Origin of the sequence: Campylobacter sp. RM12637, assembly GCF_020137645.1 — a bacterium.
Taxonomy (GTDB): Bacteria; Campylobacterota; Campylobacteria; order Campylobacterales; family Campylobacteraceae; genus Campylobacter_E.
Map to the genome: position 1 here is coordinate 1 of NZ_JACGAV010000022.1, position 21603 is coordinate 21603.

The window sequence follows — 21603 nt, forward strand, 5'->3', positions numbered from 1 at the left end:
TTTATAAAAAGAATAATCAAAAAAGAATAATTAAAATGGTGACCCCGATTGGAGTTACAAGATACTATAAAATAAAATTTTATTTTATAGTGTTGCCATTTTTGTTGCCTTTTTTTGATAAACAAACTAATAGTAATAAGCCTTTAAAATACATAAAATAAATTCTAATTTAATCAATGGGAGCCATTAGCTCCCATGTTGTATTTTTGTATCCCCTTTCCATTTTAATTCAAGTTCCCAACCTGCGATTTGTTCTCCATCTTCAATAACCCATTTATTATAAATAGGCGACCATACGCTATCAGCTCTTTTTATTTTTAGCTCTTCAATATGGTCTGTTAGTCCCCAATATTTAATTTTTTTACCAAGCAAATAATCAATATCACTCTCATATTTTTTAATACAAGCGTGGTGTGCGATTGTTGCTAATTGATTTAAGCACTTTGGCTTATTTGTACCTAAAATATAAGAAGCTCCACTATTGATTTTAGTAGCTAAGTGTTCGGCGATAAATAAAAATTCATTCTTATTCATAAGCAACCACCCACGCTCTGCCAATGCTTTCTTTAGCTCTTGGCTTGGCTTGTCATAGTCAATCTTGTTTTTATGCTCTAGTTCGCACTCTAAAACCTTAAGCTTTAATTCATACTTTTCTTTTTGTTGTGCTAATTGTGATTTATAACCTAAAGCAACTCGCTTATTTCTTTTCTCTAGGTTTGATATTAGTTTATTATTACTTTCAAGCTCTTTATTTTTTAGCAAATGCTGTATTTTATTAAACGCATTAATATAATCAATCTTAAAGCGATAAGCTTTTTCTCCAGTAAAACCCATTACAAGCATAACAAACCCATCACGGGTGATTTTATAGGCTTTTCTTTCTTCGCCTTTTGCGTCTAAGTATGTAACGGGCTCAAAATTGAGCTGGTTAAAATCATCTTTTGGAAATTCATTAATTTTGCGTATAATGTTTTTGTGGTTTTTCTCGAACACTTGAGCCACACTCAAAGAAGTGGTAAATGTTCCACCATTTACTACTTCAAACTCTACATTCTGTCCGTTTATAACAACTAAATCTGTCATAAAAACTCCTTTGTAATTATTTATTTTTAACTAATAATTAAAAATATGATAAAATAATACACTAAAAATTAAAACTTGTCAAGATTATTTTTTAATCTTTAGTTAAAAATATTATGTTAAAATACACTTTTAATTAAAAAAAAGGAATAATAATGACCTATGATGAATTTAGTAATAAATTAAAAGAATTAAAATTAAGTAGAGATGATTTTTCAAAAATGGTAGGAATGAGTTATAACTCTGTAGCAAATTGGAAACTAAAAGAAATCCCATCGTGGGTAGAGCCATTTATTGAAAATTACGAACAGCAAAAAAAACTTGATTATTTTATAAATGAAGTAGAAAAATATACAACAAAAGAAATAAAAATGAATGATGTAAAAGAGTTTTTGAAGCAAAAATATTTAATGTCAGCTTTAGGAAAACCACGAGATTGTTTAAAACTAAGTTATAAATATCATCAAGTAAAAGTTAATATTTATTTTGATTATTATGAAGATACTTTCAGTTTATGTCTTGTGTTAAGCCATGAACAATCTTATTATTTCACACCACTTAATATAGATAATTTGATATTAAAAAATCCTTATTTAAATGATGTTCCAAAAGAAATATTAAGACAGATATTAGATAATGGTAATTTGAAAGATTTTTATAATAATATGAGAGAACACATAATACACGATAATATTCAAGAAAGCAATTATGAAGATTATGAATTTAGAAATGGTTTAAAATCTAATAAAAATGAAGATAAAAATCCATTTTTATCTCATTTAAGAAAAAAAACAATGTCAGAAAATCAATTCAATTTTCTAAACACTAAATTTAATATTTCAAAACATATTTTACAAAGAATAAAAACAAAAGGATATACTATAGTAACTACTACAGATTTTTCAAAAAGAAAATCTCTTACTTTGATTTTAAATGAATATGGTATAAGACTTTAATTTTGTTAGTTTTTAAAAAAAAGGAAAGTTAAGGCTTTCCTTGGGTTGAGAGTTGGCTACAAAATTATATAAAAGCCCAAACATACGAAGAAGTAAAAGACAAATTATACGAAGTCTTTAAATTTGAAAAGGAGCAATAAATCCCTAAAATACACAAAATAAATTCTAAAATACGATTTAAATTCTAACTTTTATTTTTGTTATCTTGATTTTTTTTATTATCTTTATCCATGAATTGTGCACTTAATGCCGTTAGAGAACCCAATAAGCTAAATCCTGCTAACCAAGGACATTCTATATAAGCCAAAAATCCGCATAAACCAAGCCCCATAATAGTTATAATAAATGCCATAATCTGACCTTTGCCCATATATTTTATTTGTTCTGGTGCTAGACTTCTTACTACTTCATTATCTTTCCTAAATTCATCAATAAAAGAATTATCTATATCTATAATATGATTTGTTTGTCTTTCCATAATATCAATAAGTCTATTTTGTTGCTCTTTTGATAATTTATGAAAATTATTAGTTACCTGATTTACGGTAATAAAAGTATTGTTTTGTTGATTTAGTGCAATATCATTGATGTCTGATTTTTTTAACTTGTTCGTTGTATTCTGCATCTATATTTTTCCTAACATTCTGTGTTTTTGAAATAAAATCATTATAGTTTTCATTAATAGACTTAATGCCAGTGCACTTAATTATATTTCCAGTACCAAACATATTACTAAATCCATAAAAAAATGATTTTACAGCACTTTTCATCTAATATCCTTTCTTTTTTTACACCTACATAAAACTAAATATTAAAAACACGGTTTAAAACAACAATATAAATGAAGTATAACAAAAAAATTTACAATTTTGTTAATAATATACTATGTTTTCTAAAAGAGCAATTTTAAAAAAACATTAAATATTAATACTGACTTTAAATTCTATCCCTTTTTTAGTTCTTCGGTAAAAGCTTCATCTACTAGCTCATTTATTTTATCTCTATCAACCATATCACATAGCCTTACATTTGTTCTATTTAAAAAATGTACTTCTTCGGTTCTTGTGATTTTTGTCACATTTTTGCCACGATAATATGAATGAATTTTGCCAACACTAGTGCGAAATCCGTTCTGATTAATCGGTTTTTTGCTTATTACAAAAGCTCCTAAATAGTCTTTTGGCTTAATTTTTAGTGCGTCTTCTAGAGTTATTTTTTTATAACCGATTTTTTCTGCTAATGTTATTTCACGTACATTTAAACCTACTGCCTTTGGTGCATTTTTACGCTCATTCCATGAATGTTGTATCTCGCTATAACTTAGTCTTGTTTTACTTACCCAAATACTAGCTTTTAATTCATCTTGTTTAGGTCTTACTTTAAAAAAATACTTTTGAATTGCTAAAAATCTTTTTTGATTTTAATCCTGAGTTTCCCATCATTTCTTCTATTGCTTTTTACCTACTTTATTTAATGCTCTATTTAGTGCATTCTTTATCTCTTTGTTGGCTTGTTTTTCTATGTCTTTTATATTTTTAATTCCTGTTAATCATTCGCTATCCTTATTTATTAAATAGCCTGTAATTGTTACGCTTTTTGCGTGATATATACTGCTTTTTGGCTCTGCCCCACGAGTAAAAAGCTCAGGGCTGTCTGTTTTGCTAGTGATGAGTATCTTGCAATCTAAAAAATCATCAAAACACATAAAATCCACAATCTTTTTAGTTTTTACAATCTCATCAAGTTTATCTAAAATATCTAGCCTATCTTCTACCAAATAAGCATTAAAGCTTATTTCTTCAGTATATCCACCAACACATTGATAAAATGTATTAGCAATACCTTCAACTTTATTTATCTTAGGCGTTAGAGTTCGCTTTATACCATCAATTCCATCTTTAATATAAAGCTCTATATCATCAATCATAATTACCATTTTTACTCCTAAAAATCAGCAAAGCTATAATTTTGTGTTTGAACTATTGCTGCTATTTCTTGTGCTGATTGTTGATTATCTACATAAATATTTACTTGTTTATTATCAGTTATGCTTTTTTGCTTATTTTGATTGTTTATCACTTGCTCTTGTTTAGCTTTATCATATTCTGCGTTTAGTTTTATTAGCTCATTTACTTGTGTATTTTTGATGACTTTTTGCTCATCATCTCCCCACAAGCCAAAACCAGTGCTAAAAGCCTTTTTGGTGCTATCCCACGCGTCGCTTATACTATCGCCGATACTTCCTGTGATTTCACTCGCTTTATCAATTAGTCCTACTGTATAATCATAAGCTTTATGTATCCAATCAATAAGCTCTTTAATTATGTCAATAGCACCTTTAATAGCCATTGGAATTATCTCAAATACTTTAGCTAGTCCTTGCCCGAAACGCTCACCTACACTTTTCGCACTCTCTAATTGTTCGCTTGAATGCTCTATTTGTGTAGTAAAAAAACTAAAAAATCCTTTTGTCTTATCCCACACCCAATCTACACCTATGCCTATTGCGTTAAATGTAGGTGCTAAACTCTCGGTAATCGGAGCAAATGCACTAGAAAAGCCATCATAAACTCCGCTAAAAAATGATTTTATAATATCCCAATTTTTCCACACTGCAAAACCAATTCCAGCAATAGCACTTATTACAAGTCCGATAGGGTTTGTTAGACATGCAACTCTTAAGACATTAAAAGCTCCTAAAATCACATTAATTGCTCCACTGCTCACACTTGCTATCAGCTTTGGAATTGTTAAAAATGAGCTTTTTATAAAGGCTAGTGGATTAAAGCTAGTAACTGCTTTAAAAAGTCTACTCGGCATACTTACTAGATTTAACGTTGCACTTTTTGTAATATTTGCGAATGCTAGACTTTGTGCTTTTGAATAAAGTAATAAATGACTAGCATAAGTTTTAAGAGCTTTATTACTTGATTTTATTAGTGACATTGGATTTATCTTGCTTAAACTATTTTTTGCAATTTTTGGAATATCAAAAAACAAATTATTTATAGCTCTTCTTTGCTTTATCGTGCTACTTTCAACTGCAACAGTATATGTAAATAAAGCATTTTTCATTTTAGTAAAAATACTAGGATTAAAACTCGCATTATAAGAACGATTTAAAAGCGTTGCTAATTTTACATGCTCATTTAGTGCCGTTATAGGCAAACCTATTAATTTAAAAACACTTTTTCCACTCTCAATTGCAAACAATGCACTCTTGTAAGCGACTAATGCACTTACACCGCCTACCACGATTTGTGTTAACGTTTGATGATTTGCTGTAAAATCACTTACTAAATGAATGCTCTTTGTAAGATAGTCTAAAAGAGTGCTAATAGTTGGCAAAAGTGCGTTTCCTATGTTTTGCCATAAATCCGTAACACTATTATTAAAGATTTTAAGCTGATTATTAAAGCCTTGTTGTGCTGCTCCAACTTCACCATCAAGCTTACTATTAGCATTTATATCGTTCATTTTCTTTTTAGCTTCAGTATAAATATCCATATTTTGAGCTAGTTTTAGCAAAGCCGTGCTTTCTTTAGCACCTACAAGACCTGTTAAAAGTTGCTTTTGTGTGTGGCTGTCATATTTGCTTATCATTTTCATAAATGCTTGAAGCGCAACATCTACATTTTGCTTAAGTGCATTAGCAAAATCAGCTGGGTATATTCCCATTTGTAAAAGTGCATTATTATCGCCTTTTGCAAAGCTTTCATAAAGCTTTTCTATTGCTTTTTCGCTCTCGTTTGCTCCAACTCCTAAACTATTTAACGCCCCGCTAAGTGCGGCGGTTTGTTTTAAACTAAATCCGATTTGCTTACCGCTCTCGCCTAATTTACCCACTGCGTTTAATATCGCTTGTGGATTGGTTTGTAAGCTCTCGCCAAGATTATGAATTTGACCTGCAAGTAGATTTATCTCATCAGCTTTTAGCCCCATTTGACTAAGCTTTCCTGTAAGCTCTGCTGCTTTTATGCTATCTAATCTAAAACTGATTGCAACCTTATTAGCTAGTGCTGTTATTTCGTTTAGATTACTAGCATTTACTCCGTTTTGAACGAGTACCTGACTAATTGCTATTAATTCGCTTGTGGCTGTTGGGGTGGTTCTTGCTAGATTTTTAATAGCGTTTTCATAGGCTTTTGTCTGTTCTTGGCTTAGTGAAAGTGGGTTTTTGACACTATTAATGTCTTCTTCAAAACTTGCAGCAGCACTTACATATTTTCCAAATGCATTTTTAAGAGTATAAAAGCCCGCAAATGCTTTCGCTCCATTGCTTACAATATTATCAAAGGCTTCTTTAGTATCTACTACTAGCTTTTGCTTTAGTGCTAATTTTAAGCTGTCGCCTAATTCTTTTATTTTATTTTGAGCTTCACTGATATTTAACTCAGCACCTTTTGAGATTTTGTCTGCTAGTTCTTCTTGGGCTTTTTTGTATTGCTCGTAACCATCAAGAATTAAATTATTATATTTAGTGCCTAATATTTCACTTTCTTTGCTAATACGCTCAAATGCTTTACTCCAAGCGTTGATGCCAACTCCAAATTCTAAGACTTTTTCTTGTGCCACTAACCACCCCTTTTAATGATTTTCACAGCTTCACTCATATAAAACTTGATTTCGCTAAAAGTCATTTTTTCACAATCTTTTAGCGAAGTGTTGAAGGTCCTACTTATTACACAGTAGGACTTGGCAAGTTTTTTGCGATTTTTTCTAGTGCGTCTGCTGGTAGGTTTAGCCTTAACCATATTTGTGATAATTCCATTTGTATTGAGTTTGGCAACTTGTAAAAAATCTCTTCTGTAATAAGTCCATCGGTTGCATATTCAATTCCTAAAATCGTGCCTTTATACTCATCTTTTTTTCTTTCAATGTCAACAGCTCTCATTTGCTGAACTGAAAGCTCTTTTAAAGTTACTTCAAACTCGCCCCTTTTATAAGTCTCACTTTTATATAAAGTATTAAAATCAAAATTATTAAAATTCATATTATCTCCTTAAATATTACTTCTAATTTCTGCGTAAATATCTGTAATGCCGTCTGGCATTAATATCTCATTATCTACATCATATAAAAATGCTGGAGTTAAATTGATAAGCTCTGTATATGCATAGCAACTTAACTCAATCTCTACTTTAATCTCTTCTTCCATTGCGATTTTTGGTGGTGTGATTTTTTTAATCTTGCCATTTGCAACAATTTTATAACTAGTGTTTTTGTCGTTATCACTTATATTATTTTCAAGTACAATCAGTGTTCTTTTTAGACTTGGATTAAACGCTAATTTAAACATAGCATTATCAACTGCATTTACAACTACTTTTAAGCTTTGTGGCTTTAGGGTTGGCAAAACTATTTCTTTTTTGCCTATACTAGCAGCTACTTCTTTTGTTATAAATTCATGCTCTGGCAAATCTGCTTCTACTAAAGCACCTTTGCACTTAATGCCATTGATCGTTAGATTTGCTCCTGTAAGTGCTTGTGGTTCTATTCTCATTTATTCTCCTTTAAATAATTTCTACCAAGAAAGCTACTAGTGGCTTTTTGTTTTCATCTAGTTTTGTATTATTGTTTTTATCAAGATAGCATTTTGGATTAGGCAAATGCGTATTTAGCTCATCAAAAGCCATCTTACTTTGCCAAACGCCTATATTGTTTCTTGTCTTGCCAGGTAAAAGACAAGATTGAGTATCTGCGTCAGTATTGCCTGTGTGAATTGCCACTGCCTTATCCCATGATAAATAGTTTTTAGGATTATCACTCCAAAGTCTTGCTAATATTCTCTTAAATCTAGGGCTATAATAATAACTCGCATTATATAGGCCAGGCAAGATTGGTTTATCATTATTTAGTTCGTTTATAGGCTCTCCTGGTGGCTCACAACCAAAACACTCAAACAAGCTCTCGTTATTTTCTGCTCTTAAATCCCACACGCTAAGGGTTGCTTGTGGGGTTCTTAAATCTCTATGAACGATTAGCTTTTTCATGATGCGGCCTTTTGAATATTTTCAATAATAACGCCAAGATGCCCTGTAACTCTATTTATAAATCCATAAATCTTCTTAGCGACTGGGCGTTCTTGTATATCAAAATCTATACTGATTTCACAACCTGCTAAACTCGTTTCTGTATTTTTTGCTAAATCAATACTGATTTTCCCATAGGCAACAACTTTATTTGCAATTAATCTATTGTTAAAATCAGTTATGCCTGCAAAAACAGTGCTAAATAGCTCTAAATCTTCATCATTTACTTTCTTAAGTATTTTTTTAATCTCTCTTGCATATTCATTGATGATAATACCTGTTCTAATATCAGCAAAATCATCTTCAAGTTTTTGAATTTTGCATTCACAACCCCAAATCTTAAAGCCATCATCACTTACTACCATCGTAATATAATTAGCTCTTAGCCTATCAGCTGTGGTGTCTTCTCCTTCAAGATATGTAGCGATTGTATTTATTGCAGTAATGCCTTTAAGATACTTACTTGATAAGCTTTTGCCAAACGCATAAGGCTCACTTGCTAATAACTCGCTATATCTAGCTAATAAAAATGCTTTAAGTGGGCGAATACCACCACCAATTCTTGTTACTAATTGATAAGAGATTATCGCTTGTTGGATTGGGTAATTTTCAGTCTTTGTTAAAATCGCACTTTCTGTATTTTCGCTGAGTTGATGAAAGAAAATAAAGCCCATTTTCACTGCATTTTGATGAAGTTTAAAATAAGTATCATTGCTATCTAAATCACATAAAACCCAAAACGCACGGATTTTAAGTGCATTCTCACAATCATTTAGCTTATCAATAGCATCTAAGCAATTTTGAGTAGTGTTTAATGTATCATCGTGATAAGTGATAATAGCTATTTGTGAGCTAAAATTAGCAGCCTTTAAATCGTTTAAATATTCCGTATCTTTTAGCTTTAGTTGCTCTAAATCTTGCTCCAAATTGATTAAATCATCATATAAATAATAATTAATTCCTGTGTTTTCACTTGCTAAAATTAGTACCGTTGGTCTTGTGTTATCAATTTTAACTAAAGGAACGCCTTTGTTCTTTTTAATAACTGTTGTTCCAAAACTTCCTACTGACATTTTTTCTCCTTTTTATGTAATTGAATATTTTCCAGCACTTGAGCCACTGGTAATATCTGCTTTAGCGTTAGCTTTAATTTCAGCTACTACTCCACTAGCGATTGCATCTATAAACTCTTTATTAAATGCTTTATGATTTGCTCCACCTTTAACTTGCTTATATCCAGCATTACTAAGAGCATTACATATAGCTTCGCTCATAGCTTCTTTAGTCATTTTGCACTCCTTGTATTGCTTGAGCCATCACCGTGTGGTGCACCTGTGAAATGGCAAATGCTTTGACAGGTAATCACTCCAGTTCCACCAAGCCCTAAATCAACTGAAGGGCTATCAACCTTAACAGTATTTGCTTTTACATTACAATCTACGCAAGTAATGTTTATAGTTTTTACTACGTTGATTTCTAATGTGCTACTTTGTGTGTTATAGCTTAGCTCTGTGCCATCTTCATAAGTGATTTTGTGTGTAAATTCATCGCCGTTACTTGGATAATCAGCGTTAAAAAAACTTGCAATTGCATACATAAAGCCACCATCTAATTCAATTATGCTTACTTGCTCTTCGACTCTAGCTGGTGTGTAGATTTTCACATAAGAATTAGCCACTTGCTTGTAAGGCATAAAATCGCTTATTGTTCCTTGATAATCAACTTTAACCAAGCTTTTTTCGTAGTTTACTTCTACGATTTTTCCTAAATAAGCCTTCATATCGCAAAATGCTCCGTTGAATACTTAAGCTCACATTTAATAGACATTTTAAAAGCTTCTTTATTCGTAAGTTCTATATGTTCTCGTTCAATACTTTTAATGCCTTTTATCATCGCCCCTAACTCTGCACTTTTAAGCATTTGCAAGATATTAAATACAAGTTCATTACATTTAGTATAAGAACTATCAAACACGCTAATATCTAAGTCTATTATGTGAAAATATTGCCCTGCATTTGCACTTATGCTATCACTCTTATCTGTGATTACACACAATGGAAATTCATCACTGCTTTTAATATTTAGTGCGAATAGTGAAGTATTTTTAATCAGCTTTTCTAAAACTGATTTTAAATTCAGCATTATTTCATTGATTTTAATAGCTGGTGTTTTGGCTTGTTTATCTATAAATTGCTCTGTAATCTTCATAATGTCGCTTTCTTTATTGCTTCTCTTAGATAAAATCTATTATTAACTTCAGCGTATATTTCTTTTTTTATAACTTCATATACATTTTTGTTAATTGTGATTTCATCACCTACGCATACATAATCACTTGAGCTTTTTAGAGCTATTATTGAAGTTTTTATTTCACTCAGCTCATCGTAATTTAAAAGTCTATTTGAAAAATTAGCGTAAAAATTGCCCTTTTCGTGGGCTACTTCTACGCCGTTTTTAAATAGTCTTGACAAATCACGCTCAAGTGTTTTGTGTATTTTCATTACTTGCCTTTTTTATCTGCCTTCTGTTCTTCACCTAAATCGCTAGGTTCATATGCTTTTGGTTCATCGTTTGACTTTGGCTCAGCTTGTTTTTTGCTTTCTTTTTTAGCTTGTTTGGTTGTTTCATCAAGCTCTTTAATATAGTTTGACCTTAGTAACTGCTTAGCGTCTTGTTCGCTAAGCTCTATGCTATCACCTACTGGATAGGTCTTTTTCTCGTAATAAAAGCTAACTAATACTTCATATTTTTTCATTTTTTATCTCCTTGTTATGCTATTACATTTTGCGATAGACAAAACGCATTTTCATTTAATAACCCCATACCTACATCATAAAAGGCTTCTAAAACAAAAAGTCCCGCCGTTTGTGGCAACATTGACATTCTGAGATTTCCAAAAGTAGCTAGTGCTAGATTGCTAAAATCACCAAACACTACATCACCCCTTTTTAAAGTTTGGCAATGTGAAATTTTACTTCCCACAAGCGTATTATCTTTATCAATCAAATAAACGCCCGTGTTTGCTTCCTTTTCAGTTGTTCTAAGAGTGTTAATATCTGTTTTATTCGCGTAAAACTCGGTGTTGCTTGGGTCATAATCAGCACTTATTAATGCATTTTCAAAATTAAGTGCTTTTGCAAACGTAGGTGCTGTCATAAATTTATTTTCTCTAGCTATTTTATTTGTCGCAAATAAGCCTGCAAATTTTCCTGCTTCACCATATCCCTCGTAAAGAATCATACTTTCAAACTTAGATTTAAACGCTTTTACGCATTCTCTCCATACAATCTGCTCAAGATCAAAGTCACTCATAAAGAGCATTTGCTGAGTAAGCTTTACTGTAATTCTTAGTGTTGTAGGGCTAATTTTTACTACATCAAAATTCAAATCTTGGCTTGCCTGTTCTGTCCCATAAGCCACTTTTTCAGCTTTTAATTGAGTGAGATTTCTTGGTATTTCAACTTCCTTATCAAGCCCACTAAGCATAAAACATTTATTTAAAATATCGCTTTCTATTCTCATTTGCTCTACTAGCAAGTCAGCTCTAAATTCACTATGTGTTGCTCCTTTTAAATTGTCTGTTAGGTAGCTATTCATTGGATTTGCGAACTGGTGACCGAAACTTTTTGGCAAAGCCAATGTAGTATTTGTTAACTGATAGTCACTTAGATTAAATCTTAAGTCATTGCTTGTAATTACTCCAAATTGGTGCTTAATCGCTTGTGCTAATGAAAATTCACAATCGCTCATACTTCTTCCTGCTCCTTTCGTGCTAAATGTTTTAATTTCTCTTTGTTGGCTTAATAAAAGCTCATCTTTAAACTCTGCAAGACTTTTGCCTTTAGCAATAAATTCGCTCGCTAACTCGCTTTTACCAAATAGCTTTCCAGCTTTTGCGATTTCTTGCTGCTCTGCTAATCTTGCACTAAGATTTTTTGATTTAAGCTCTTTTTTGTCTTCTTCATCTTCTAGCTCTTTATCTTCATCTTGTTCTAACTCTTCTTTGTCCTTTTCTAGCTCATCATCTTTTTTGATGTCTTCATCGTTAAACTTCTTTGCCATTTTTGTCTCCTTTTGAAATTGATTAATTTTTTTTGCATTTGGGTCAGCTCCTAGCCACACGGCTGATAATTCATAGATTTCGGCATTTTTTAAAATGATATGCTCTAACTCAACGCCGTTACTTACTTCTGTAATTACTTCATAATCATCAGCTCTAGCACCAACGCTTACACTATCGCTAAGTCCATTTTTAAACTTTAAATATGCCTGATAGCTTTGTTCTACTTCTTTAAAGAACTGAACTTTACATTTAATGCCGTCTTGTTCGTGCTTAGTCTGCGTTATCTTGCCGATAGCATTTCCAAATGATGGCTCGTGGTCTAGGTAAAGCGTAGTTGCATTAAACTTAGCCGAACTAATATCTATTGATAAAAAATATTTTTCATCGCTAAAAAACTCGGTTCGCTCGTGCTTGTTGTCTTTGCTTAAAGCCATAAAACAAATCTCTAGTTTTTCATCATCGTGGCTTAGTGCTTTTGCACTTAGCTTGTAATCTTTCACTCTTCTTCTCCTTTCTTATTTTGTGTATTATTTTGTGTAAAATTTTGTGTATTTTTGTCTAAATCTCTTTCCTTAATCAGCTTTATCAATTCTTGTTCTTTTTGCATTTCGCTTAAATGTGTGTCGAGTTCCTTGCCTTTTTCACGCAAGATTTCGCTATAAGTTTTTGTGCCGTTCTTTAATTGAATATCATTTGCCTGTGCGTCTTTGGTTGGGTCAATGCTTTCGTATCCTTGCCCTTTGAAGCTAAAATTAGCTTTTATTAGCTCGTAGTCTTTTAAGCTTATTTGTTCGTTTAAATACTCAATCTCTAGCCATTTTGTAAAAATTACTGAGTGTATTTTTCTAGCTAACTTTTTTTGTAGTCTTTTGTAATTTCTTATATTTATTAATGCACCTTGGCGAATGCTCGAGAAATTAACTTGGCTCATATCTCCTGTGTATGTGGCATAATCAACTTTTAAAGCTTTTGCTGTTTCTTGATTTGCACTTAATAAGAATTGTTGGAGTGATACTGGGTTATATTCTTTTATCATTTCAACGTCTACGTTCGATGGGATAAACTGCATTTTTCCACTATCAACTTCTTTAATTAATTGTATCTCTTCATCATCGCCTAGCGTGTCGGCTAATGGATTATCTTTTTCTTTTAAAAAGCCTGTGAGCTTACTTTGCAATTGTGCTCTATCCAGCTCTGCTTCTTTTAAGTCAGCACATTGTGTAACATTCAAAATCACTGATACAAATTCACTTATCCCACGATGTGAAAAAGTAGCTTTATCATTTTTCACATAGATAATATTGTTTGAGTTGATTTCAATTGTTTTGCGAGTTATTGGATCTGTGTAGATAAATGATTTTATCTCTTCACAGCTTTCATCTTTGTATTTTATGCTATAAAATAAATCTTTATAATTCGTGTTGGCTGCTAAAAAGTTCGCACTATCAAGTAACTTAATATGAAGCTTATTTTTTATAATCTCGCAATATATAAAGACTTCGCCATCACGAATTAGGTTGCGTAATATTTGCTCTTCTATATCTTCAAAATCAATATCAAGCTCGTATTTAAACCACTTGTTCTGAATAGCTTTGTTTAGCTTTGTATTTGGCGTGGCTACATCTAATACTAGACCTTCATCGCCAAGGATTTGAGCGACCATTGTATTTAAGTAGCCTTGAATGAGCGGGAAATCATTTTCTAAATTTCTTGCTTGTATCCTAACTCGCTCAAAATATGTATCTGTTGGGCGTGGAACATTAAGTCTTGCGAATGTGTTTTGCTTGATAGAATTAGTGTAAATTGACTTACTTAGGTTTGTTTTTGCTTTGCGTTGCTTAGAAAAAAAATTAAATAACTTCATGCAAAAATAAACCTCATCTCTTTAACTTTTAAAGAGTTCGCATAAGTGCTTTTTAATCTTTCAAGCTCAAGCACTAGCTCTGCACTTGATTTTTTGCTAATTACAACGCCATCAATTGTATATGAAGTGATAGGGTCTGCAAGGCTCTCGCTTTGCAAAACTTCATCAATAGCAATGTCAATTAATCTAATTCTTTCTCTTATACGCTCTTTATTCATAGCGTGAGTTTAAAAAATAAAAGGTTTCTAAAAGTATGACAAATAAAAAACTGCAAAATCTTATTTATTTTTCATTTAATTAAATCAAAATGGATTTTAAAAACTTTCACAAATCGGAAAACTGCGGATGCGAACTCCCAACTCTTGAAAAATTACAAGAAGAACCTAAGAAATATCTAGCTCACAATTGCTATCTAACTCTTTATATTTTTCTAACAGCTCAAGTTTTAAATCATTTAGTAGTATTTCACAAGCTTCTTGTAAGCTTGAATATTTATGTACTTCTTTATCTAAATCATAAACTTTTTTTTGTAAGTGCTTTGTATGCATCACTTAATACATTTTCAACTACTGAAGCTTTAATGTATTCTTTTTGTTTTATCTCATAATCTAATCTTTTTAAATCTGTTTCAGCTTTTGCCTTTTCTGTATCAGCGATTATTTTTGCTATTTTGGGGTCATCGCTATCTAAAATTAGCTTATTTTTATAATGCTTAAAATACATTTGTGCTAGGCTAATATCGTATTCTCCATTGCTTATGGGTTTAATATTATTTTCATTTATAAAATTATAAATCGTTTGTTGAGTAACATCAAAAATACTAGCTATGTCTTTTGTTTTCATTTGAACGCTTTTAAATATGCAATTAATGCTTGTCTAGTAATTTGACTATGTTTTTTATTTTGTTTCTCGCTTAACTTTATAAGTTCACTTAGTGTATCATTGTCAATTCTAAAAACTATCTTGTGTGGATATTTAATTCTTTTACTCATTGCTTAATCTTCCTTTTCTTTTTGCTTAAAAATGTTTTTATAGCTGCTAGGTTTAATACACTTAAATCTAATGCTTCGTTTCTGTCTTTATCTTTTGTAAATCTTAAATTCTCATCTCCATATTTATTTTTTACAACTTTTAAGCTCTCGGCTGTTAGTTGCTTGAAATACTCATCGCTATAAGTTTTTGCAAACACTACACGCTTATTTTCTATCATCGCAAACACTTCGCTTTTGCCTGTAAAAGTGCCGATTTCAATTAATCCTACACTACTTTTAATCGCCTTTACTTTGTTTACCAAAAGCTTTTTATTATTGCTTGTTTCATTCGCTCCTTTAGTGGCAAAATAGCTCTTATGCCTAGCTACGAAGTTATAAACTTCTTCTGTTAGATAGCCACTATCTACAAAACATAAACTGCATTTTAAATACTCGCCAACTTCACTCATAAAAACACCATTTTGCACTAATTCATGTAACTTGTCCCACACCATTAACTCTCTTGGATTACCTTTGATAATCTTATGCGTAATGTTATAAACTCGCAAATCTTTTAAGTCTTTGTTCGCTCCTGCGAAATTAACTTCAAGCCTATCTTTTTGCACATCCACGCCAGCCACGATAAACGCCACATCACTTGAAAAGCTAAGATTGTCATAATCTCTTTTAAGCTTGATTAAATCACTTTCATTCATCTTGCTTTCTACTTTTGGTGTGTAGGTCCTAGCTAGTGTGGTATTTATAAATACTTGCAAACCTGCTTCGCTTTTGCACTTATCTTTATAATCTTTAATTATGCTTTTTAGGCTCACATACTCGCTATAAAGCGATGAGAGATGAAACCCAGCTGTTTCACTTTCGCACTCTTTTATCCACTCACCTTTTTTAATTATCGCTAGGCGTTCTCTTTCGCTTATCTCGTGCTTACAATTAATACAAACTAGGCATTCTTTATCTAAATCCACATTCTCCCATTCCAAAACTTGCTTAAACTCACATTTAGGACAAGGCACATAAAAACGCCTTTTGTCACTCTTGTCATACTCGTTTTGTATTTTGCTAGTGCCGTGCAAGGTAGGCGTGCTAACTAGCAAAATCTTTGCGTTTGGAAAAGTAATAGTTCTTTTCTCTGCTAGTGCAATGCTATCACCTTCTGCGGTGTTAGAGCATCTATCCACTTCATCAACAATTAAAAATCCTATTGGCTTACTTGCTAACTTACTAACACTATTTGAACCTACAAAGTTTAAAGAACCGCCCTTAAAATTCTTAATAAGTATCGTATCACTTGCATTCTCGCCCATAATCTTCGCCACTTCTTTACAATCTCGCTTAAGTGGTGCAAATCTACGCTTACTAAAGTCTTCAGCCATTCCTTCATCAGGTAACATATACAAAATCGGCGTTGGATCATGTGCTATTAGATACGCTAAAGTATTTAAGCACATTTCAGTCTTGCCAAGCTGTGAAGCTAAGTTTAATACTACTCGTTTATGCTCTTTATCGCTAATTATAGTTAGTATCTCACGCTGATAACTAGCTGCTTTAAATCTACCCGGTCTAGCACTTCCTTCCGCACTTAAGAAACGATATTTCTCACTCCACGCTAACAAATCCAAGTGTGGCTTAGTAAAAATACTATTCGCAAGTAACAAATAAAGATGCTTCGTATTCTCTAAGTCGTAATTTACGCTTATAATCATTTATTAGCTCCGCATATTTGTAATAAATAAACCCGTTTTCAAAAAACACGATTTTATAACCTTGCTTTATTTCTTCATCGCTTAAGTAATCTTTAAAATCTTTCCTGCTTTGCTCTCTAGCAGTTCTTAATGTTATACTTTCAATTTCATTAAGATTTGTATATTTACAAGTTGAATGTAAAACGCTAAAGCTTTCTTTAATAAAGCTTGTTAATTCACTATCTTCATTGAATGCCTTGATTTTTTGCTCTAACAATTGTCTTCTTAGCGAATACGCTTCTCTTAGCTTAACTCTTGTGTAATCACTCTTAAACTCTTCAAATACTAGTAGCTTTAAGCTCGGTATTTTATAAGCAAAATCAGGCGTATAAATACGCTCTACTCTTGTGTTTTTTAATGGTGGCTTTCTTGCGTGATTTTTACTATTGCGTTCTAAAGAATATTTAGTCTCTAAAGTGTCAATAATCTTAATCGGTGCTTGATGAACTAAGTCTTTAATCGCTCCTACGCTTTGCCATTGGTCTAAAACTTCAAGTCTTTTTAATTCAGGTTTTGAGCTACTCATACTATGACCTTAACTAGAATATTTTTTAAGTTTTTTTTGCTCTTGCATTCTGCTAAATATTCTTGCTTAGATTTATCATCTCTTAAGAATAATTGTAGCTCTTCGGTATTTTTTAATATATGCTTGTTTCCTTTTTTATCATAAAATAAACAAATAGCATTAAAACATTTGTTTTCAATATGTCTAATTACTTTTTTATTACTAGACTTCGCTATTTGAATATATTCATCTTTAAGATTTTTAATATTCCAATAGTTGCTAAAATAATCAGCATCAGAATATGCAAAATGTTTTAATCCCTTACGCCTAATTAACTCAGCTAGTGTGTCATCTTCAAACGCAACGCATTGGCAATTAAAGTTAAAAAAACTAGCTACATTTTTAAGAGTATTCAAAGCAGTGTTAAAACTTTCTTCATAATGTAAATCTAATATCTCTGCAATACTAGGTAAAGTTCTACAAGTTACAATAGCTTTATCTACAACACAAGCTAACTCATCATTATCTAAATCCTTTAGCTTATCATAATATAAATCAAATCTTTTAAAATCATCATTAAATGCATTGAATAAGTTTTGTAGTATTTTTATTTTCATAATTATCCTTTCTTAGTTGATTTTTCATTTGTTCATAGTAATTTGTGCCTTCTTCTTTGTCTTTAATTCTTGCTAGTGCTAGTGCTAAATTTTGTTTTTGCTGTGCTTCTAGTCCTGTAAGCTCATTATTCTCTACTTGTCTTTGCAAGTTTGGATGTAGTGCATAATTGTGATTTAAACTATTTTGAGCGTTGCTCTTAAAATAATGGCTCTCGCAAGTTATCCACCCTTTTGCTAAGCATTTATTTATTGCAATAAGTGGGCTTGGGATTTGTTTTAACTCGTTTATTAAATCGCTTATGAACGCATCTGTGATTTTGTGCTTTTTGTTACGATTGTTTAAAAACTCATCTAGTTTAGAAATAAACTCATCGCTAGTATTATTTAGCTCGGTTGCTATTCTTTGTGCCTTTGATTTTATTTGAGATTTATTTTCATTTTGTCCTTTAGTTTTTGTTTGAGAAGTTTCATCACAAACAACACTAGCCCCTTTGTAAGGGGTTTGGGGTTTTATAAATTCATCTTTTACTCTACTCTTACTCTTATATATATAGGTAGGGTTTGTGTCATTTTGGCAGTCGTTGTGTGCCATTTTGTCAGTTTGCTTGTGACATTTTGTCACTTGCTTTGTGCCAAAAAGTCCCTTTAAATCATTTTCAAAATTAGGTTCTAATTGATAAACGACATTGCTTTCATTATGATATAATTTATCATCATTAGCCTTTTTGATTATTAGATTTTTATTTAATAAAACCTCAACATTTCTATAAAATGTCCTTGATGAGATTTGCAAGGCTTTTATACATTTGTCTAAATTAAATTTAGTTTTGCTTTTTAGCAAAAAATACAATAATTGCTTTTGGGTCTTATTGACTTTTACTAATTCATCAATTTTACTATCAGCTACGCAAAAAGTCATCTTCTCTCCTTTCTAAATTGATAATATTTGGTATCACTAAAAAGTGTGCTTATCTCTGTTAGCTCATTTGCTTTTAGCTCTTCTATGAAGCTATCAAGGTTGTATCTTAAATCCTTATCAAGCTTTAGAATTGTTTTCTTTAGCTCATCTAAAGAAAACTCGCCTTGCAATTTCGCACGCAAATTAGCCATAAACATAGTCCGCTTTTTTTGAGCTTTCAAAAGCTCGTTTGTATTAAATGTGCCTAGTATCATCTTCCGCCTCTGCTTTCTTTTGTAAAAAATAAAGCTCCAGCCTGTCTTTGTTTTTTAGAAAATCAAAAGGTATTTTTGTGTCTTTATTGATCTTTTGTATTTCGTGCCAACGCAGTCTATGAATACAGCGCATTTTATTTTTTATAGTTCTTTTGTCTTTGTAGAACTTAGATAAATATTTTTCAAAATCAGCTTTTAACATTCATAATCCTTATTAATAAAATTATTTTATTCATAAAATCTTAATGATTAAATCTTAATTAATTATTAAAAAATACAATTTTATTAATAATATTGATATTTTTATGCTTATTTTAAGAATAAGATATTAATATTCTTGTAATTTTATTAAGAATTTGAATCAGGAAAAAGGAGAAAACATGAAAGAAAAAACAAGAGATTTTTTAGATACTGCCGAAGAGTTCGCAGCAATAGTTCAAGATTTAGAAGATATTAATAATAAATTATCTGAACTAAACGAAGAAAAGGCTGAAATGCTTAGTGATTTAAAGCAAACTTACACAAAGCTTTCAAATAGTTTAGAAGATTTATATTATTCAGTTAATGAGTAGGAGCTAAAAATGAGTAAAGAATTAATTAATATCATCAGTAAAGATGATTTAAAAACGCTAGTAAATCAAGTGTATGAGCAAAAGAAGATTTATTCTGAAAGTGATTGTGTAAAAATGTCTTTTAGTTTAATAAAAAATCAAAATAAGAGATATTATTTTAGCGACATTATAAACCTTAAGGAATATGAAAATTTTATTACTTCTAAGATAAATTGTGATGATTATGTTGATGATTTTTCATTAAGTATAAGTATAGATATTTTTTTCTTTAACGATGAAATAGATATAGATATATGTTGTTTTGATTATCAATATTTTGCTGACTTTGGCGAAAAAGGAATACACAGAATAATAGGCACGGTAGAAGAAACCACAAACGCAATCATTGAGCTAATAGAAGAAATCAATAATAAGCAATATTTGTTTAAGCTAGTTTGGAGCGAGTGATGAGAATAGTTTTTACTTTTATTAGGCATGAACTCGCAATGTTTATATTATTACTCTTTTTAGCATTATTGTGTGTTGTGTTATTTAGTTGCTTTTTTTATGAATTTGTTTATTTAGGCACAGGTTTATGGGGGAACTTGGGTATTTTAGCCGTTGCTTTTATAAACTTGGGAGTTTTCGTTTTTTGCTTTGATTTTGCACATGAATATTATAAAAAAATCATATTTGTATCTAAAGAACTTAAGACAGACATAGAAATCATTGCTATTTTATCTTCTGATACTTTGCAAGGGCTTTATGATGAGTGTGTAGAGCGTAAAATAAAATCATTATTTCAAGAAAAGGAAAATGAGCTATGAGCCTACAAAACATAAAAGAGTTTTTAAAAATCGTTAAATTGTATTTTCAAAATAGGCTTAAGCCATTAAGGATGGTTCAAAAATATTACGACATTAGTATCGATGAATATCTAGCATTAAGCCCTAGACAAAGATGTAAGCTAATAGAAGAAGTTGCATGCAAAGAAAGAAAACGCAAAATAGAAGAGCGTGAAAAACAAAATAAAGAATTAGATAAGCAAAGCGAAGCGTTATTTAGTGAGATTAAGCAAAGGAGAAAAGAATGTTAACTACTTTTTTAAATGTTTTAATTTTCTTATTTTCATTTTCTGGCATATGTATAATAAGTCTTTTAATTAAAAAGAGTGAAAATACAGGCCAAATCTTAGCACTGATTATGTTGTTTATATTTTTATTCATTGCTTTTGTAATTATATATTTTAAAACACATTAAAATAATGAAGTTACTACCGAAACTTACTCGGTAGTTGCTTAATATTATTTTTGCATAAGTTCATCGTATTTTTTAGCTTTAATGTAAAACTCTAGAAATGGCTTAACCCACTCAGGTGGTCTTTTACCTTCTTGATTCCAGTTTGTTATGCTTTTAGGATTTAATCCTGTAAGCTTCGCAAATTCTAAATTATTTAAATCAGCTTCAATTAGTTTTATTTTAAATTCTTTTGTATCCATAATTATTCCTTTCATTCGTAATATAACAAAAATAAATTAATAATGTATTTTTACATAAATTAAGGATAATTTAAGCATTTAAAATGTATAATTACATTATAAATGTTATAAGATATAACTTTTATAGAAAGGAGCAAAACGATGAATAATTTAACAGATTTCATCAATCTAATAAGTGCGATAATTTTGCTGGTGACTGCAATCATACAAGCAAAAACGCCAAACGTTAGAAAAAAGGGCGAAAGCCCTTAATTATCGTTTTGCCCTAGATATTTTAGCCTAGAAAGGAGAAGGAATGATTACAAGCGTCTTAATACTTGCTTTATCGCTTAGTATTTTAGTTTTATCAATTAAAGTTTTAAGTCTTGAAAAAGAAATTAAAAAACTACAAATAAACAAGTAGTATTTACTCAAGGTGGTATGTTTTACCACCTTAAATTTTATTTGAAAACATCTAAGCTATTTTTAATAATTTATTCACTATAATTAAATTAGGTTGATACAAATATATATTCGGTCAGCCACTCTA

General features: G+C 30.9%; 34 protein-coding genes. 6 read left to right on the plus strand and 28 right to left on the minus strand.

Translation table 11 applies throughout. From position 1 onward, the window contains the following. Positions 1-186 precede the first annotated feature (186 nt). Entirely contained in the window at positions 187-1083 is an 897-nt protein-coding gene (locus AVBRAN12637_RS08740; protein WP_336615725.1) for a Rha family transcriptional regulator, read from the minus strand. Positions 1084-1235: 152 nt separating this feature from the next. On the opposite strand from AVBRAN12637_RS08740, the gene AVBRAN12637_RS08745 reads away from it, so the two are divergent. After that, on the plus strand, positions 1236-2036 hold the full coding sequence (locus AVBRAN12637_RS08745) for a hypothetical protein (protein WP_336615726.1): 801 nt from the start codon (positions 1236-1238) through the stop codon (positions 2034-2036). Between the two features lie 184 nt (positions 2037-2220). Here the strand turns inward: AVBRAN12637_RS08745 and AVBRAN12637_RS08750 are convergent, their stop codons facing one another. From AVBRAN12637_RS08750 to AVBRAN12637_RS08875, 26 genes are all read right to left on the minus strand, one after another. Next, entirely contained in the window at positions 2221-2661 is a 441-nt protein-coding gene (locus AVBRAN12637_RS08750; protein ID WP_336615727.1) for a hypothetical protein, read from the minus strand. Next, positions 2618-2806: a hypothetical protein gene (locus tag AVBRAN12637_RS08755; protein WP_336615728.1), complete on the minus strand. Its 189-nt coding sequence runs from the start codon at positions 2804-2806 to the stop codon at positions 2618-2620. Before AVBRAN12637_RS08755 ends, AVBRAN12637_RS08750 begins: the two co-directional genes overlap by 44 nt. Positions 2807-2979: 173 nt before the next feature. Further along, positions 2980-3114: a hypothetical protein gene (locus AVBRAN12637_RS08760; protein ID WP_336615729.1), complete on the minus strand. Its 135-nt coding sequence runs from the start codon at positions 3112-3114 to the stop codon at positions 2980-2982. A gap of 471 nt (positions 3115-3585) precedes the next feature. After that, positions 3586-3972, minus strand: a complete 387-nt coding sequence (locus AVBRAN12637_RS08765; protein ID WP_336609809.1) for a hypothetical protein — start codon at positions 3970-3972, stop codon at positions 3586-3588. A gap of 8 nt (positions 3973-3980) precedes the next feature. Then, positions 3981-6611: a phage tail tape measure protein gene (locus tag AVBRAN12637_RS08770; RefSeq protein WP_336615730.1), complete on the minus strand. Its 2631-nt coding sequence runs from the start codon at positions 6609-6611 to the stop codon at positions 3981-3983. A 106-nt stretch (positions 6612-6717) separates the two neighbouring features. Continuing rightward, a complete protein-coding gene (locus AVBRAN12637_RS08775) occupies positions 6718-7029 on the minus strand; it encodes a hypothetical protein (protein WP_336609811.1) in 312 nt (103 codons plus the stop codon). Between the two features lie 9 nt (positions 7030-7038). After that, on the minus strand, positions 7039-7539 hold the full coding sequence (locus AVBRAN12637_RS08780) for a phage major tail tube protein (RefSeq protein WP_336615731.1): 501 nt from the start codon (positions 7537-7539) through the stop codon (positions 7039-7041). Positions 7540-7549: 10 nt separating this feature from the next. After that, a complete protein-coding gene (locus AVBRAN12637_RS08785) occupies positions 7550-8029 on the minus strand; it encodes a DUF5675 family protein (protein ID WP_336609812.1) in 480 nt (159 codons plus the stop codon). Next, the gene (locus tag AVBRAN12637_RS08790; RefSeq protein WP_336615732.1) at positions 8026-9141 is read right to left on the minus strand and encodes a hypothetical protein; all 1116 of its coding nucleotides are present in this window, start codon (positions 9139-9141) and stop codon (positions 8026-8028) included. The genes AVBRAN12637_RS08785 and AVBRAN12637_RS08790 overlap by 4 nt, the downstream gene beginning before the upstream one ends. A gap of 12 nt (positions 9142-9153) precedes the next feature. Further along, positions 9154-9357, minus strand: a complete 204-nt coding sequence (locus tag AVBRAN12637_RS08795; RefSeq protein WP_336615733.1) for a hypothetical protein — start codon at positions 9355-9357, stop codon at positions 9154-9156. Then, positions 9354-9848, minus strand: a complete 495-nt coding sequence (locus AVBRAN12637_RS08800) for a hypothetical protein (RefSeq protein ID WP_336615734.1) — start codon at positions 9846-9848, stop codon at positions 9354-9356. The genes AVBRAN12637_RS08795 and AVBRAN12637_RS08800 overlap by 4 nt, the downstream gene beginning before the upstream one ends. Continuing rightward, entirely contained in the window at positions 9845-10276 is a 432-nt protein-coding gene (locus AVBRAN12637_RS08805; protein WP_336615735.1) for a hypothetical protein, read from the minus strand. The genes AVBRAN12637_RS08800 and AVBRAN12637_RS08805 overlap by 4 nt, the downstream gene beginning before the upstream one ends. After that, positions 10273-10569, minus strand: coding sequence for a hypothetical protein (locus AVBRAN12637_RS08810; protein WP_336615736.1), 297 nt, complete (start codon positions 10567-10569; stop codon positions 10273-10275). The genes AVBRAN12637_RS08805 and AVBRAN12637_RS08810 overlap by 4 nt, the downstream gene beginning before the upstream one ends. Continuing rightward, positions 10569-10823 (minus strand): DUF7210 family protein, encoded by a 255-nt coding sequence (locus AVBRAN12637_RS08815; RefSeq protein WP_336615737.1) that lies wholly within the window; start codon positions 10821-10823, stop codon positions 10569-10571. Before AVBRAN12637_RS08815 ends, AVBRAN12637_RS08810 begins: the two co-directional genes overlap by 1 nt. A 14-nt stretch (positions 10824-10837) precedes the next feature. After that, positions 10838-12631: a phage major capsid protein gene (locus AVBRAN12637_RS08820; RefSeq protein WP_336615738.1), complete on the minus strand. Its 1794-nt coding sequence runs from the start codon at positions 12629-12631 to the stop codon at positions 10838-10840. After that, positions 12628-13995: a phage portal protein gene (locus AVBRAN12637_RS08825; protein WP_336615739.1), complete on the minus strand. Its 1368-nt coding sequence runs from the start codon at positions 13993-13995 to the stop codon at positions 12628-12630. The genes AVBRAN12637_RS08820 and AVBRAN12637_RS08825 overlap by 4 nt, the downstream gene beginning before the upstream one ends. After that, positions 13992-14213, minus strand: a complete 222-nt coding sequence (locus tag AVBRAN12637_RS08830) for a hypothetical protein (RefSeq protein ID WP_336608918.1) — start codon at positions 14211-14213, stop codon at positions 13992-13994. Before AVBRAN12637_RS08830 ends, AVBRAN12637_RS08825 begins: the two co-directional genes overlap by 4 nt. 165 nt (positions 14214-14378) lie before the next feature. Then, positions 14379-14546: a hypothetical protein gene (locus tag AVBRAN12637_RS08835; protein ID WP_336615740.1), complete on the minus strand. Its 168-nt coding sequence runs from the start codon at positions 14544-14546 to the stop codon at positions 14379-14381. Then, the gene (locus AVBRAN12637_RS08840) at positions 14509-14838 is read right to left on the minus strand and encodes a hypothetical protein (RefSeq protein ID WP_336615741.1); all 330 of its coding nucleotides are present in this window, start codon (positions 14836-14838) and stop codon (positions 14509-14511) included. The genes AVBRAN12637_RS08835 and AVBRAN12637_RS08840 overlap by 38 nt, the downstream gene beginning before the upstream one ends. Next, a complete protein-coding gene (locus tag AVBRAN12637_RS08845) occupies positions 14835-14987 on the minus strand; it encodes a hypothetical protein (protein ID WP_336609823.1) in 153 nt (50 codons plus the stop codon). The genes AVBRAN12637_RS08840 and AVBRAN12637_RS08845 overlap by 4 nt, the downstream gene beginning before the upstream one ends. Next, positions 14984-16690, minus strand: coding sequence for a terminase gpA endonuclease subunit (locus AVBRAN12637_RS08850; protein WP_336615742.1), 1707 nt, complete (start codon positions 16688-16690; stop codon positions 14984-14986). Before AVBRAN12637_RS08850 ends, AVBRAN12637_RS08845 begins: the two co-directional genes overlap by 4 nt. Further along, entirely contained in the window at positions 16626-17255 is a 630-nt protein-coding gene (locus tag AVBRAN12637_RS08855; RefSeq protein ID WP_336615743.1) for a hypothetical protein, read from the minus strand. The genes AVBRAN12637_RS08850 and AVBRAN12637_RS08855 overlap by 65 nt, the downstream gene beginning before the upstream one ends. Continuing rightward, positions 17252-17851: a hypothetical protein gene (locus AVBRAN12637_RS08860; RefSeq protein WP_214117605.1), complete on the minus strand. Its 600-nt coding sequence runs from the start codon at positions 17849-17851 to the stop codon at positions 17252-17254. Before AVBRAN12637_RS08860 ends, AVBRAN12637_RS08855 begins: the two co-directional genes overlap by 4 nt. Then, a complete protein-coding gene (locus AVBRAN12637_RS08865) occupies positions 17811-18770 on the minus strand; it encodes a hypothetical protein (RefSeq protein ID WP_336615744.1) in 960 nt (319 codons plus the stop codon). The genes AVBRAN12637_RS08860 and AVBRAN12637_RS08865 overlap by 41 nt, the downstream gene beginning before the upstream one ends. Further along, positions 18767-19024: a hypothetical protein gene (locus AVBRAN12637_RS08870; RefSeq protein ID WP_336609828.1), complete on the minus strand. Its 258-nt coding sequence runs from the start codon at positions 19022-19024 to the stop codon at positions 18767-18769. Before AVBRAN12637_RS08870 ends, AVBRAN12637_RS08865 begins: the two co-directional genes overlap by 4 nt. Further along, the gene (locus tag AVBRAN12637_RS08875) at positions 19005-19226 is read right to left on the minus strand and encodes a hypothetical protein (protein ID WP_336609829.1); all 222 of its coding nucleotides are present in this window, start codon (positions 19224-19226) and stop codon (positions 19005-19007) included. Before AVBRAN12637_RS08875 ends, AVBRAN12637_RS08870 begins: the two co-directional genes overlap by 20 nt. 178 nt (positions 19227-19404) lie before the next feature. Between AVBRAN12637_RS08875 and AVBRAN12637_RS08880 the strand changes: the two genes are divergently transcribed. From AVBRAN12637_RS08880 to AVBRAN12637_RS08900, 5 genes are read left to right on the plus strand one after another with little or no spacing between them, the layout of a single operon-like run. Next, positions 19405-19596: a hypothetical protein gene (locus tag AVBRAN12637_RS08880; RefSeq protein WP_336615745.1), complete on the plus strand. Its 192-nt coding sequence runs from the start codon at positions 19405-19407 to the stop codon at positions 19594-19596. A 9-nt stretch (positions 19597-19605) separates the two neighbouring features. Next, entirely contained in the window at positions 19606-20043 is a 438-nt protein-coding gene (locus AVBRAN12637_RS08885) for a hypothetical protein (RefSeq protein ID WP_336615746.1), read from the plus strand. Then, entirely contained in the window at positions 20043-20402 is a 360-nt protein-coding gene (locus AVBRAN12637_RS08890) for a hypothetical protein (protein ID WP_336615747.1), read from the plus strand. Before AVBRAN12637_RS08885 ends, AVBRAN12637_RS08890 begins: the two co-directional genes overlap by 1 nt. After that, positions 20399-20671, plus strand: a complete 273-nt coding sequence (locus AVBRAN12637_RS08895; RefSeq protein ID WP_336615748.1) for a hypothetical protein — start codon at positions 20399-20401, stop codon at positions 20669-20671. The genes AVBRAN12637_RS08890 and AVBRAN12637_RS08895 overlap by 4 nt, the downstream gene beginning before the upstream one ends. Then, the gene (locus tag AVBRAN12637_RS08900) at positions 20665-20835 is read left to right on the plus strand and encodes a hypothetical protein (RefSeq protein ID WP_336615749.1); all 171 of its coding nucleotides are present in this window, start codon (positions 20665-20667) and stop codon (positions 20833-20835) included. The genes AVBRAN12637_RS08895 and AVBRAN12637_RS08900 overlap by 7 nt, the downstream gene beginning before the upstream one ends. A gap of 44 nt (positions 20836-20879) precedes the next feature. Here AVBRAN12637_RS08900 and AVBRAN12637_RS08905 read toward each other — a convergent pair whose 3' ends face one another. Beyond that, complete coding sequence (locus AVBRAN12637_RS08905; RefSeq protein WP_336609837.1) at positions 20880-21074, minus strand: XRE family transcriptional regulator; 195 nt, start codon at positions 21072-21074, stop codon at positions 20880-20882. Positions 21075-21603 lie beyond the last annotated feature (529 nt).